11 protein-coding genes are annotated in these 13,721 nt (G+C 69.0%); 7 read left to right on the top strand and 4 right to left on the bottom strand.

Going from position 1 to position 13,721, the window contains the following annotated elements; all coding sequences use genetic code 11:
• The first annotated feature begins 221 nt into the window (after positions 1 to 221).
• From A5781_RS01720 to A5781_RS01750, 7 genes are read left to right on the top strand one after another with little or no spacing between them, the layout of a single operon-like run.
• A complete protein-coding gene (locus A5781_RS01720; protein WP_067200477.1) occupies positions 222 to 1,106 on the top strand; it encodes a DUF5336 domain-containing protein in 885 nt (294 codons plus the stop codon).
• A 39-nt stretch (positions 1,107 to 1,145) separates the two neighbouring features.
• Complete coding sequence (locus A5781_RS01725; RefSeq protein WP_082939176.1) at positions 1,146 to 2,519, top strand: DUF6350 family protein; 1,374 nt, start codon at positions 1,146 to 1,148, stop codon at positions 2,517 to 2,519.
• A 21-nt stretch (positions 2,520 to 2,540) separates the two neighbouring features.
• Positions 2,541 to 3,188 carry a phosphoribosylglycinamide formyltransferase gene (gene purN / locus A5781_RS01730; RefSeq protein ID WP_067200190.1) on the top strand — a complete coding sequence of 216 codons (648 nt, stop codon included), beginning with the start codon at positions 2,541 to 2,543 and terminating at the stop codon, positions 3,186 to 3,188.
• Positions 3,185 to 4,777 carry a bifunctional phosphoribosylaminoimidazolecarboxamide formyltransferase/IMP cyclohydrolase gene (gene purH / locus A5781_RS01735; RefSeq protein WP_067200193.1) on the top strand — a complete coding sequence of 531 codons (1,593 nt, stop codon included), beginning with the start codon at positions 3,185 to 3,187 and terminating at the stop codon, positions 4,775 to 4,777. The genes purN and purH overlap by 4 nt, the downstream gene beginning before the upstream one ends.
• Positions 4,778 to 4,818: 41 nt before the next feature.
• Positions 4,819 to 6,204 (top strand): ATP-binding protein, encoded by a 1,386-nt coding sequence (locus A5781_RS01740; protein ID WP_067200196.1) that lies wholly within the window; start codon positions 4,819 to 4,821, stop codon positions 6,202 to 6,204.
• The gene (locus A5781_RS01745) at positions 6,197 to 8,176 is read left to right on the top strand and encodes a VWA domain-containing protein (protein WP_067200200.1); all 1,980 of its coding nucleotides are present in this window, start codon (positions 6,197 to 6,199) and stop codon (positions 8,174 to 8,176) included. The genes A5781_RS01740 and A5781_RS01745 overlap by 8 nt, the downstream gene beginning before the upstream one ends.
• A 57-nt stretch (positions 8,177 to 8,233) precedes the next feature.
• Positions 8,234 to 9,082 (top strand): aldo/keto reductase, encoded by an 849-nt coding sequence (locus A5781_RS01750; RefSeq protein WP_067200204.1) that lies wholly within the window; start codon positions 8,234 to 8,236, stop codon positions 9,080 to 9,082.
• 2 nt (positions 9,083 to 9,084) lie between these two features.
• On the opposite strand, the gene A5781_RS01755 is transcribed toward A5781_RS01750, so the two are convergent.
• From A5781_RS01755 to A5781_RS01770, 4 genes are all read right to left on the bottom strand, one after another.
• Positions 9,085 to 9,687, bottom strand: a complete 603-nt coding sequence (locus A5781_RS01755) for a DUF1707 domain-containing protein (protein WP_067200208.1) — start codon at positions 9,685 to 9,687, stop codon at positions 9,085 to 9,087.
• A gap of 106 nt (positions 9,688 to 9,793) precedes the next feature.
• Positions 9,794 to 10,573 carry an enoyl-CoA hydratase family protein gene (locus A5781_RS01760; RefSeq protein WP_067200212.1) on the bottom strand — a complete coding sequence of 260 codons (780 nt, stop codon included), beginning with the start codon at positions 10,571 to 10,573 and terminating at the stop codon, positions 9,794 to 9,796.
• Positions 10,573 to 11,739: an acyl-CoA dehydrogenase family protein gene (locus A5781_RS01765; protein WP_067200216.1), complete on the bottom strand. Its 1,167-nt coding sequence runs from the start codon at positions 11,737 to 11,739 to the stop codon at positions 10,573 to 10,575. The genes A5781_RS01760 and A5781_RS01765 overlap by 1 nt, the downstream gene beginning before the upstream one ends.
• Positions 11,740 to 13,716 carry a biotin carboxylase N-terminal domain-containing protein gene (locus A5781_RS01770; protein ID WP_067200219.1) on the bottom strand — a complete coding sequence of 659 codons (1,977 nt, stop codon included), beginning with the start codon at positions 13,714 to 13,716 and terminating at the stop codon, positions 11,740 to 11,742.
• Positions 13,717 to 13,721 lie beyond the last annotated feature (5 nt).

The raw sequence follows: 13,721 nt of genomic DNA on the forward strand, positions 1-13,721 counted from the left end.
CTGCGCTGAGCAAGCCGCCGTCGTGGCGGCACGGATCGGCGCCCAAGCCGGTGGCCACGGCACCGGCGTTCCGAAGTGCGCTAGCGTGGTTGATCGATCGCGTCGCAACGCAACCGCCGGGCACGGCGTTTATGGAACGGCGCGCCCGCAAGCACAGCGTCGCGACGCAACTGTGGCGCCCGCAAAGGCACTTCAAGGCACTGGAAGCAACAGGAGGAGCCATGACCTACTCGCCCGGTAGCCCCGGATATCAGCCCGCATCACCCGGGGGCTCCTACTCAGGCGCCACGCCGTCGTTCACCAAGGACGACGACGGCACGACGAAGCTTCCGCTCTACCTGAACATCGCGGTGGTCGTGCTCGGCCTGGCGGTGTATCTGCTGAACTTCGGGCCGACGTTCACCATCGGCTCCGAGCTCGGCCCGGGCGTCGGCGGCCGGGCGGGTGACGCTGGTACAGCGGTCATCGTCGCGGTGCTGGCCACGCTGCTCGCGGGGCTGAGCCTGCTGCCCAAGGCCAAGAGCTACGCCGGAGTCGTCGCGGTCATCGCGGTCCTCGGTGCGCTGCTGGCCGTCACCGAGACGATCAACCTGCCGGCCGGCGTCGCGATCGGCTGGGCGATGTGGCCCCTGGTGGCGTGCAGCGTGCTCCAGGCGATCGCCGCTGTCGTGGTCGTCCTGCTGGAGGCGGGCGTCATCACGGCGCCGGCGCCGCGGCCCAAGTACGACCCCTACGCCCAATACGGCCAATACGGCCAGTACGGGCAGTACGGCCAGCAGCCCTACTACGGTCAGCCTGGCCAGCAGCAGCCGCAGCACCCCGGATACGGGTCGCAGTACGGCGGTTATCCCGCCAGCCAGGCCCCGACCCAAAGCGGGGTTCCGACCGGCGGTTTCGGTGCCCAGCCGCAGTCCGGGCCCCAAGCGACCGCGCAACAAGGACCGTCCACGCCGCCCACCGGCTTCCCCAGCTTCAGCCCGCCGCCCGCGGCCGGCTCGGGCTCCGAGGGTTCGGCGCCCAACTACTCCAACCAGGGCGGGGGGCAGCAGCCGTACGGGCAGGAGCAGCAGCCGCCCTCGTCGCCGTCTGGTCCAGCGCCCTCCTAACCGTGCGCCCTCGCGCCTAGTCGGGACGTACGCCGCAGAGTGAAAAGGGTGTCGGAAGGCGCGGACAACCGGCCAGCGGGCGCTCGCCAGGCGCGTGACCTCGTCCGGGTCGCGTTCGGCCCGGCAGTGGTGGCCTTGGTCATCATCGCCGCGGTCACGCTGCTGCAGTTGTTGATCGCCAACAGCGACATGACCGGCGCGCTGGGCGCGATCGCCAGCATGTGGCTGGGCGTGCACCAGGTGCCGATCTCGATCGGCGGCCGCGAACTGGGCGTGATGCCGCTGCTGCCGGTGCTGCTCATGATCTGGGCGACCGCGCGCAGCACGGCGCGGGCGATCTCTCCGTATTCCTCGTGGTTGGTCGTCCGCTGGGTGGTCGCGTCGGCGCTGGGCGGTCCCTTGCTGATCGCGGCGATCGCCCTGGCCGTCATCCACGACGCGTCGTCGGTGATCACCGAGCTGCAGACGCCCAGCGCCCTGCGCGCCTTCACCAGCGTGCTCGTCGTGCATGCCCTCGGCGCCGCGATCGGTGTGTGGTCCCGGGTGGGGAGAAGGGCGTTGGCGGCGTCGTCCCTGCCGTTTTGGCTCGGCGATGCCCTGCGCGCCGCGTCGGCCGGTGTCCTGGCGTTGCTCGGACTTTCCGGCTTGGTCACCGCGGCGTCGCTGGTGGTGCATTGGGCGACGATGCAAGACCTCTACGGGATCACCGATTCGATATTCGGACAGTTCAGCCTCACGGTGCTGTCAATGTTGTACGCGCCCAACGTCATCGTCGGCACCTCGGCGATGGCGGTCGGATCCAGCGCCCACCTCGGCTTCGCGACGTTCAGTTCGTTCACCGTCTTCGGCGGCGACATTCCGGCGCTGCCGATCCTGGCCGCCGCCCCCCACCCGCCGCTCGGGCCGGCGTGGGTCGCCCTGCTCATCATCGGCGCGTCGTCCGGGGTGGCGGTCGGGCAGCAGTGCGCTCGGCGGGCGCTCCCGCTGATCCCGGCGACGGCCAAGCTTCTCGTCGCCTCCGTCGCGGGGGCGTTGGCGATGTCCCTGCTCGCATACGGTGGCAGCGGCCGGCTGGGAAACTTCGGTGATGTCGGCGTCGACCAGGGCGCCCTGCTCATCGGCGTGTTCTTCTGGTTCTCGGTCGTCGGCGGGATCACCCTGGTGATGAGCGGCGGCGTCCGGGCCCAGCCCCGGCGACCCAAGCCCGCGCCCGCCGCGGCCGAAGAACCGGCGGACTTTGCCGGAGCCTTCGACGAGGCGGACGACGAACAGCCGCCGGATCTCGCCGATCCCGACGAGTTCGCCGCGCCCGACGCGCTGGTCAGCGACGACGACGAGGCGGTGGGCGACGACAACGCGCCGCCCCCCGACGAAGCGCAGCCGACCGCGACCGACCGCGAGCCCGACGAGTAGCTCCCACTAGGCTCTCTGCTTGTGGCCGAACCGCTCCATGTGCCCCCGAGCGCGCCGGCGCGGGTGGTGGTACTCGCATCGGGCACCGGATCGCTGCTGAGCTCCCTGCTCGACGCTGCCGTCGCCGACTACCCCGCCCGCGTGGTCGCGGTCGGCGCCGATCGCGAGTGCCTGGCCACCGAGATCGCCGCAAGGGCATCGCTGCCGACGTTCACCGCCCGGCTGGGCGATCACCCCGACCGCGCCGCCTGGGATGCGGCCGTCACCGAAGCCACCGCCGCGCACTCGCCCGATCTGGTGGTGTCGGCGGGCTTCATGAAAATACTTGGGCCCCAGTTCCTCTCGCGATTCTACGGCCGGATCATCAATACCCATCCGGCTTTGTTGCCGGCGTTTCCCGGCGCGCACGGCGTGGCCGATGCGCTGGCCTACGGCGTCAAGGTCACAGGTTGTACGGTGCACCTGGTGGACGCCGGGACGGACACCGGGCCGATCCTGGCACAGCAATCCGTGCCGGTGCTCGACGGCGACACCGAAGACGCCCTGCATGAACGCATCAAGGTCACCGAACGGAAGCTCCTGGTGGACGTGGTGGCCGAGATCGCGACCGGCGGCCTGACCCTGGTCGGAAGAACAGCGACGATCGGACGAAAGGCGACCAAGCGATGAGCACCGACGAATGGCCGGAGACGGCGAAAAGGCCGATCCGGCGCGCGTTGATCAGCGTCTACGACAAGACCGGGCTCGTCGAACTCGCCACGGGGTTGGCGGACGCGGGCGTCGAGATCGTCTCGACCGGGTCGACGGCGAAGACCATTGCCGAAAAAGGGATTCCGGTCACGCGGGTCGAGGAGCTGACCGGCTTCCCCGAGGTGCTCGACGGGCGGGTCAAGACGCTGCACCCGCGGGTGCATGCCGGCCTGCTCGCCGATCTCCGCAAACCCGAGCACGCCGCGGCGCTCGAGAAACTTGGCGTTGCGGCGTTCGAACTCGTCGTGGTCAACCTGTACCCGTTCAGCGAGACCGTCGACTCCGGCGCCAGCATCGACGAATGCGTCGAGCAGATCGACATCGGTGGGCCGTCGATGGTCCGCGCGGCCGCGAAAAACCATCCCAGCGTGGCGGTGATCACCGACCCGCGCGGCTATGACGGCGTGCTCGCCGCCGTGCGGCACGGCGGCTTCACCCTCGCCGAGCGCAAAAAGCTGGCGGCGCTGGCGTTTCAGCACACCGCCGAATACGACATCGCCGTGGCGGGCTGGATGGAGTCGACGCTGGCACCCGAGCACCCGCCGACGGCGTTCCCCAAGTGGCTGGGGCGCAGCTGGAGCCGCTCGACGATGCTGCGCTACGGCGAGAACCCGCACCAGCAGGCGGCGCTCTACAGCGACCCCGCCGCCTGGCCGGGACTGGCGCAAGCCGAGCAGCTGCACGGAAAAGAGATGTCGTACAACAACTTCACCGACGCGGATGCGGCCTGGCGGGCCGCCTTCGACCACGAACAGATCTGCGTCGCAATCATCAAGCACGCCAACCCATGTGGGATCGCCATCTCGTCGGAATCGGTGGCCGACGCGCACCGCAAGGCCCACGAATGCGATCCGCTGAGCGCCTTCGGCGGCGTCATCGCGGCCAACACCGAAGTCAGCGTCGAGATGGCCGAGTATGTGAGCACCATCTTCACCGAGGTCATCATCGCGCCCGCGTACGCGCCGGAGGCTTTGGCAGCCTTGACGCGCAAGAAGAACATCCGGGTGCTGGTGGCATCCGAACCGCTGACCGGCGGCACCGAGCTGCGGCCGATCAGCGGTGGGCTGCTGGTGCAGCAACGTGACGAGCTCGACGCGCACGGTGACAACCCGGCGAATTGGACTCTGGCGACGGGATCACCCGCCGATCCCGCCACGCTGACCGACCTGGTCTTCGCGTGGCGGGCGTGCCGGGCGGTCAAGTCGAACGCCATCGTGATCGCCGGCGGCGGCGCGACCATCGGCGTCGGCATGGGACAGGTGAACCGGGTGGACGCCGCCCGGCTGGCCGTCGAGCGCGGCGGCGATCGAGTCAGAGCTGTCGGCGGCGCCGTGGCCGCATCGGACGCGTTCTTTCCGTTCCCCGACGGACTCGAGACGCTGACCGCCGCCGGGGTGAAAGCGATCGTGCACCCCGGTGGGTCGGTGCGTGACGACGAGGTGACCGCGGCGGCGGCCAGCGCCGGCGTCACGTTGTACCTCACCGGGGCCCGCCACTTCGCTCACTGAACGCTCAGCGCGTGGGGCCATTACCCACCGCGTAGCGTGGAGTGGTGCCATCACCCAGCAATCTGCCCCGCACCGTCGGCGAACTGCGTGCCGCCGGCCATCGTGAACGGGGAGTCAAACAGGAAATCCGCGAAAACCTGCTGACCGCGTTGGCGGAGGGCGATGAGGTCTGGCCGGGAATCCTGGGTTTTGAGGACACCGTCCTACCCCAACTGGAGCGGGCGCTCATCGCCGGGCACGACTTCGTCCTGCTCGGCGAACGTGGTCAGGGCAAGACCCGGCTCCTGCGCGCGCTGACCGGGCTGCTTGACGAGTGGACGCCGGTGATCGCGGGGGCGGAACTGGGCGAGCATCCCTATTCGCCGATCACGCCGGAGTCGATCCGCAAGGCCGCCACCCTGGGCGACGACCTGCCGATCGAGTGGAAGCACCGCAGCGAGCGCTACACCGAGAAGCTGGCAACCCCCGACACCAGCGTCGCGGACCTCGTCGGTGACATCGACCCGATCAAGGTTGCGGAGGGCCGCAGCCTCGGGGACCCGGAAACCATCGCCTACGGCCTGATCCCCCGCGCACACCGCGGCGTCGTCGCGGTCAACGAGCTTCCCGACCTCGCCGAGCGCATCCAGGTGTCGATGCTCAACGTGATGGAGGAGCGCGACATTCAGGTCCGTGGCTACACGCTGCGCCTGCCGCTGGACGTATTGGTGGTCGCCAGCGCCAACCCCGAGGACTACACCAACCGCGGCCGCATCATCACCCCGCTCAAAGACCGGTTCGGTGCGGAGATCCGCACCCACTACCCGCTGGAACTCGAGGCGGAGGTGGGCGTGATCGTGCAGGAGGCGCACCTGTCCGCGCAGGTGCCCGACTACCTGATGCAGGTGATCGCCCGGTTCGCCCGGTACCTGCGGGAGTCCAACTCCGTCGACCAACGCTCCGGGGTGTCGGCGCGGTTCGCGATCGCCGCGGCCGAAACTGTCGCGGCCGCCGCCCGGCACCGCGGCGCGATGCTGGGGGAGACCGATCCGGTGGCCCGGGTGGTCGACCTGGGCACGGTGATCGACGTCCTGCGCGGCAAGCTGGAATTCGAGTCCGGCGAGGAAGGCCGCGAGCAGGCCGTGCTCGAACACCTGCTGCGCCGCGCGACGGCCGACACCGCATCGCGGGTGCTCGGCGGCATCGACGTCGGATCTTTGGTGTCGGCGGTCGAGGGCGGCTCGGCGGTCACGACGGGTGAGCGGGTGTCGGCCAAGGACGTGCTGGCCGCGGTTCCGGCCCTGCCGGTGGTGGAGAAGATCGCCGCCAAGGTCAACGCCCAGTCGGAGGGAGAGCGCGCCGCGGCGCTCGAACTCGCGCTGGAGGCCTTGTACCTGGCCAAGCGGATCGACAAGGTATCCGGGGAGGGCCAAACCGTCTATGGCTAGAGGCCACTCGTCGCGATACTCGGCGTACACCGGCGGGCCGGACCCGCTGGCCCCGCCGGTGGATCTGCGCGAGGCCCTCGAGCAGATCGGGCAGGACGTAATGGCCGGCACGTCGCCGCGACGCGCGCTGTCCGAGTTGCTGCGCCGCGGCACCAAGGACATGCCCGGCGCCGACCGGTTGGCGGCCGAGGCGAACCGGCGCCGACGGGAACTGTTGCGCCGCAACAATTTAGACGGCACTCTGCAGGAGATCAAGAAGCTGCTCGACGAGGCCGTGCTCGCCGAACGCAAAGAACTGGCCCGCGCACTCGACGACGACGCCCGATTCGGCGAACTGCAGCTCGACGCCCTACCGGCGTCGCCGGCCAAGGCCGTTCAGGAGCTCTCCGACTACAACTGGCGCAGCAACGAGGCCCGCGAGAAGTACGACCAGATCAAGGATCTCCTCGGCCGCGAGATGCTGGATCAGCGGTTCGCCGGCATGAAGGAGGCGCTCCAGGGCGCCACCGACGAGGACCGCCAGCGCGTCAACGAAATGCTGAACGACCTCAACGAGCTGCTGGACAAGCATGCCCGCGGTGAGGACAGCCAGCAGGACTTTGAAGAATTCATGGACAAGCACGGCGAGTTCTTCCCGGAGAACCCGCGCAATGTCGACGAGCTGTTGGACTCCCTGGCCAAGCGCGCCGCCGCCGCGCAACGCTTCCGCAACAGCCTGAGCCCGGACCAGCGTGCTGAGTTGGATGCCTTGGCGCAGCAGGCATTCGGGTCACCCTCGCTGATGCAGGCGCTGAACCGGCTGGACGCGCATCTGCAGGCCGCCCGGCCGGGGGAGGACTGGACCGGGTCCGAACAGTTCTCCGGCGACAACCCCTTCGGGATGGGCGAGGGCACCCAGGCGCTGGCCGACATCGCCGAGCTCGAGCAGCTGGCCGAGCAGCTCTCGCAAAGCTATCCGGGCGCCACGATGGACGACGTCGATCTCGACGCGCTGGCACGCCAACTCGGCGACCAGGCCGCCGTCGACGCCCGCACGCTCGCCGAATTGGAGCGCGCACTAGTCAATCAGGGATTCCTGGACAGGGGTTCCGACGGACAGTGGCGCCTCTCGCCGAAGGCGATGCGCAGGCTCGGCGAGACGGCGCTACGCGATGTGGCGCAACAGCTTTCCGGCCGGCGCGGGGAGCGCGACCATCGGCGCGCGGGAGCGGCCGGCGAACTCACCGGCGCCACCCGGCCGTGGCAGTTCGGCGACACCGAGCCGTGGAACATTTCCCGTACGCTGACCAATGCCGTACTGCGGCAGGCGGGAACGGCCACGCCGGACGGCGCCGTCGGACAGCTGAAGATCACCGTCGACGACGTCGAGGTCTCCGAGACCGAGACGCGCACGCAGGCGGCGGTGGCGCTGCTGGTCGACACCTCGTTCTCCATGGTGATGGAGAACCGTTGGCTGCCGATGAAGCAGACGGCGCTGGCCCTCAACCATCTCGTGTGCACCCGGTTTCGCTCGGATGCCTTGCAAATCATCGCGTTTGGCCGCTACGCCCGGACGGTGACCGCGGCCGAGCTCACCGGTCTCGAGGGCGTCTATGAGCAGGGCACCAACCTGCATCACGCCCTGGCGCTGGCCGGCCGTCACCTACGGCGGCATCCCAACGCGCAGCCCGTCGTGCTGGTGGTGACCGATGGTGAGCCCACCGCACACCTGGAGGACTTCGACGGCGACGGCTCGACCGTCTTCTTCGACTACCCCCCGCACCCGCGGACCATCGCCCACACCGTGCGCGGGTTCGACGAAATGGCCCGCCTCGGCGCGCAGATCACCATCTTCCGGCTGGGCAGCGACCCCGGGCTGGCCCGGTTCATCGACCAGGTCGCCCGGCGCGTCGAGGGGCGTGTCGTGGTGCCCGATCTCGACGGCCTGGGCGCGGCCGTGGTGGGCGATTACCTCCGGTCCCGCCGCCGCTAGCCCCCAACGGATAGCTGCTCACTCGACCGGGTACTCGGAGCGAGAAGGAGGAGATGCATGAGCAAGGTTCCAACGATCGAACTCAATGATGGTGTCCGCATTCCGCAGCTGGGCTTCGGCGTGTTTCAGATCAAGCCCGACGAGACCGCTGCGGCGGTCAAGACGGCGCTCGACATCGGCTACCGGCACATCGACACCGCCGAGATGTACGGCAACGAAAAGGAAGTCGGGCAAGGTATCCGCGACGCCGGTCTCGACCGCGGCGACGTGTTCGTCACCAGCAAGCTCAACAATGGCTTTCACAAACCCGACGACGCGCGCCGCGCCTTCGACCGAACGCTGAAGGCGCTGGACTCCGACTACGTCGACCTGTTCCTCATCCACTGGCCGCTGCCCACCCTCTACGACGGCGACTTCGTCTCGACCTGGAAGGTGTTCGAAGAGTTCGCCCGCGACGGGCGCGCCCGCAGCATCGGCGTCTCGAATTTCCAAGTCGCACACCTGGAGCGGCTCGCCACCGAAACCGACACCGTGCCGTCGGTCAACCAGATCGAGCTTCACCCGTACTTCGGGAACAAAGAGGTCCGCGCGTATGGGCGCGAGCATGGCATCGCCACCGAGGCGTGGGCACCGATCGCGCAGGGCAAGGTGCTCGACGATCCGGTGATCAACCGCATCGCCCGGGCGCGGGGCAAATCGGCGGCGCAGGTGGTGCTGCGCTGGCACATTCAGCGCGGCGACATCGTCTTCCCCAAGTCGGTGACCCCGGAACGGGTCAAAGAGAACTTCCAGCTCTTCGACTTCGAGTTGGATGATTCCGACATGGACGCGATCTCAGCCCTGGACAAGGGTGAAGCGGGTAGGACCGGGCCCAACCCCGATAAGTTCGACTACGTGCCCGGCTGACGCTAGCCGCGAGGCCTGCGGGCCTTGCGAATGATGCCGACGGCACCCCACAGGGAGAAGCCGCGGATGTTCACCTTCGGTGCGCCGGGGGTGCCCTGGCCGAGGACGCTGCGGTCGAAGTTGCCCATGACGCCGCGGCCGTGAATCTCGACGTTGACTTCGGGCGGCAGCAAAATCTTTGTCGCCCCCATGATCGACATCGCATGGATGTCGACCTCGGTCGAGGTGAAGTCGGCGTAGCGCAGATCCACCACGCCGTTGCCCCACAACGCGAAGGTGGTCAGCTTCTTGGGCACGTTCCACCGGCCCCGCCGCTCGAAGCCGCTCAACAGGGCCAGCAGCAGAGTGGACGGCGCCGGGTTGGGCTTGCCGCCCCGCCGCGGGTTGATCGGCGAACCGGGCAGATCGGCCCGGAGCTGGTCCAGCTCCTCGTACGTGGTCGCCGCATAGGCCCTGGTCAACCGGTCTTCGTAGTCCTTCATCTGCAGCCGCCCCTGCTCGGCCGCGTACGCCAGCAACTGTGCGAGCTGGATGCGATCAGTGTCGGCAGCGCGCGACGATTCGTCGCGCGTGTCCTTCGCATCGCGTTGCGCAGAGTTGCTCATCACCCACGAGCCTACGACGTCCGGCTATTGCCGCAAGAGGATTGGTCAAACTGCAACCTTGCCCCGCGCCGGCCGGTTCGACCGGCGGCGTTTGTTTGACACCTGGCTAACTCGTCCAGCTCGGGGCGCGCTTTTGCAGAAACGCCATCATGCCCTCGCGGGCTTCGTCGGAGACGAATAGCCGGGCCGATTCCTCGGCGAGCCGCTCGGCGTCGCGGTCGAACCCTTCCAGCACCGCCGCCGTGGTCAGCGCCTTGGACGCCGCCAGCCCCTGGGGCGAACCGCGGCCCACATCGGCGAGCAGCTTCGCCACCGCGGCGTCGACGTCCTCGGCCGCCATCGTGATCAGCCCGATGTCCGCTGCTATGCCGGCGTCGAATGTCTCGCCGGTCAGGTAGTAGCGCGCCGCCGCCCGCGGCGACAGTTTCGGCAGCAGCGTCAGCGAGATGATCGCCGGTGCGACGCCGATCCGGGCCTCGGTCAGGGCGAAGGTGCTGCGGGGGCCCGCGACGGCGATGTCGCAGGCACCGACCAAGCCGAACCCGCCCGCGCGCACGTGTCCGTCGATGGCGGCGATCACCGGCAGCGGCGAGGAGACGATGGCCCGCAGCAGCGTGCTCATCTCCCGGGCGCGCGCCACCGCCATGTCGAAGGGGTCGCCCCCGGCGGCCTCGCTCAAATCGGCACCGGCGCAGAATGTGCCGCCGGTGTGACCGAGCACCACCGCTCGCACCGCCGGATCCGCCTGCGCCTCGCGCAGGCCGTGGTGCAGTTGGGTGACCAGCGCGGTCGAGAGCGCGTTGCGGTTGTGGGGCGAGTTCAGCGTCAGCCGCGCGAACGCGCCGCCGGTATCGGCGGGCCCTGCGTATTCGACCAGCGTTTCCATCAGTAGCTTCGGGGCAGGCCCAGCGACGTCTGCGCCACGAAGTTGAGCACCATTTCGCGGCTCACCGGGGCGATCCGCCCGAGCCGGGCCGAGGCGAGCATGGCGGCGACACCGTACTCCTTGGTCAACCCGTTGCCGCCCATCGACTGCACCGCCTGGTCGACCGAACGGGTAGCCGCCTCGGCCGCAGCGTATTTGGCCATGTTGGCGGCCTCGGCCGCGCCCGCGTCATCGCCGCTGTCGTAGAGGGCGGCGGCCTTCTGCATCATCAACTTGGCCAGCTGCACCTCGATGTGGCACTGGGCCAACGGGTGTGAAAGCCCTTGGTGCGCACCGATCGGCGTGCCCCAAACCTGGCGGGTCTTGACGTAGTCGGCGGCCCTGTCGAGGACGAACCGTCCCATTCCGACCGAGCTGGCGGCGCCCATGATTCGCTCGGGGTTCAGGCCGGCGAAGAGCTGCGCGATCGCCGCGTCCTCGGAACCGACCAGCGCGTCGGCCGGCAGCCGGACGTCGTCGAGGAAGACCTGGAACTGCCGCTCGGGGCTGATCAGCTCCATTTCGATTGGCGTATACGAGAATCCGGGGGCATCGGTGGGCACTACAAACAGCGCCGGCCGCAGCTTGCCGGTCTTGGCCTCCTCGGTGCGGCCGACCACCAGGACCGCCTGCGCCTGGTCGATACCGGAGATGTACACCTTCTGGCCCTTGAGGATCCAGTCGCCGCCATCGCGCCGGGCGGTGGTGGTGATCTTGTGCGAATTGGAGCCGGCGTCCGGCTCGGTGATCGCGAAGGCCATGGTCAGGGTTCCGTCGGCGATGCCGGGAATCCAGCGCTTCTTCTGTTCTTCGGTGCCGAACTTGCTGATGATGGTGCCGTTGATCGCCGGCGACACGACCATCAGCAGCAACGCGCTGCCCGCCGCCGCCATTTCCTCCATCACCAGTGACAGCTCGTACATGCCGGCGCCGCCACCGCCGTATTCCTCGGGCAGGTTCACCCCGAGGAAGCCGAGCTTGCCCGCCTCCGACCACAATTCGTCGGTGTGCTCGTGCGCGCGCGCCTTCTTGAGGTAGTACTCGCTGCCGTAGTTGGCGGCCCATGCGGCGACCGACTTACGCAGGGCCTGCCGCTCCTCGCTCTCGATGAAGCTGGTGTCGGTCATTTACGAATCTCCTTCTGCTTGGGGCGCTTCCACCCTTGCCAGGACGGCGCCCACCTCGACTTGCTGACCGGTATCGACGTTGAGCTCGGCGAGCACTCCGTCGGAGGGTGCGGTGATGGTGTGTTCCATCTTCATCGCCTCCAGCCAGATCAGTGGCTGCCCGGCGGTGACGGTGTCGCCGACCGCTGCGGCGAGGCGGATGACGTTGCCGGGCATGGGCGCTACCAGGGAACCCTTTTCGACGGTCGAACCCGGCTCCGGGAACCGCGGCAGCGCGACCAGGTGAACGGGGCCGCGCGCCGAGTCGACGTAAACGTCGTCACCGTATCGCGCGACCGCGAAGGTGTGCGCCACCCCGTCGTCCGCGAGGGTGACCCGATCCGCCGCGGCGGAAACCAGCTGCACCGCCGCGTCATTCGGCAGTGTCAATCCGGTTCTGGTGAACCGGTATTCGACGTTTTGCTCGGTGTCACTGTCGTCGCGATAGGTCTTGACCTGATAGCCGGACGTCAGGTTTCGCCAGCCGCTGGGGACGGCTCCGAGGACGCCCGCCGCCGCGCGATTATGGGCGGCCTCGGCCAGCGCGGCGGCGATCGCGGACAGCCGGACGACCGCGGCGTCGGCCAGCGGCGCCGACAACTTGTCCAGGCCGTGCGTGTCGAAAAACGCTGTGTCGGTGGCACCCTCGAGGAATGCGGGGTGCCGCAGCACGTTGACCAGCAGCTCACGGTTGGTGCGCACGCCATGCAGGCCGGCGCGGGCCAGCGCGTCGGCGAGCACCAGCGCCGCCTGCCGGCGGGTCGGGGCGTAGGAGATGACCTTGGCCAGCATCGGGTCGTAGTGGATCGACACCGTGAAACCGTCGAGGATGCCCGAATCGAGGCGGATTCCGGGCCGGTGGCCGAGTGAGGCGAACTCGGTCCGAACCGCCGGTACGTCGATCCTGTGCATCACGCCGGCCTGGGGTTGCCAGCCGCGTGCCGGGTCCTCGGCGTAGAGCCGGGCCTCGATCGAATGCCCCTGGGCGGCGGGGGGTTCGGCATCGAGCCGGCCGCCCTCGGCGATCATGAGCTGCAGTTCGACGAGGTCGAGCCCGGTGGTCTCCTCGGTCACCGGATGCTCGACCTGCAGCCTGGTGTTCATCTCCAGGAAGTAGAACTCTCCGTCGTCGTCGGCGAGGAACTCCACCGTCCCGGCGCCGGTGTAACCGATCGCGCTCGCCGCCAGCCGCGCCGCTTCGAACAGCTTGGCCCGCATGCCCGGGGTGCGCTCCACCAGCGGCGAGGGGGCCTCCTCGATGACCTTCTGATGCCGGCGCTGAATCGAGCATTCCCGTTCCCCGACGGCCCAGACGGTGCCGTGGGTGTCGGCCATGACCTGAACCTCGATGTGATGCCCGGTCGGCAGGTAGCGCTCGCAGAAGACGGTCGGGTCACCGAACGCCGACTGCGCCTCGCGCCGGGCCGCCTCGACTTCGCCAGCGAGAGAGGGCAATTCGCGGACCACCCGCATCCCGCGGCCGCCGCCGCCCGCGGAGGCCTTGACCAGGACGGGCAGCTGCGCCTCGGTGACCGCGTCGGGGTCGAGTTCGTCGAGCACCGGAACCCCGGCGGCGGCCATCAGTTTCTTGGCCTCGATCTTGGAACCCATCGCCCGAACCCCGTCCACCGGCGGCCCGACCCACGTCAGGCCAGCACCCTGCACGGCGGCGGCGAAATCGGCGTTCTCGGAGAGGAACCCGTAGCCGGGATGCACCGCGTCGGCACCCGCCGCGCGGGCCGCGGCGATGATCGCCTCGGCGTTCAGATAGTCGTTGGTCTTGAGCAACCGCACCTGCGCGTCGGCCTCGGCCACGTGCGGCGAGGCGGCGTCGGGGTCGGTGTAGACGGCGACCGTGCCCAGGCCCAGTCGCCGGCAGGTGGCGAACACCCGCCGGGCGATCTCGCCTCGGTTGGCGACCAGCACTCGAGTGACCATGGGAC

It is taken from the genome of Mycobacterium sp. 852002-30065_SCH5024008 (assembly GCF_001665645.1).
GTDB classification, from domain to species: Bacteria; Actinomycetota; Actinomycetes; order Mycobacteriales; family Mycobacteriaceae; genus Mycobacterium; species Mycobacterium paraffinicum.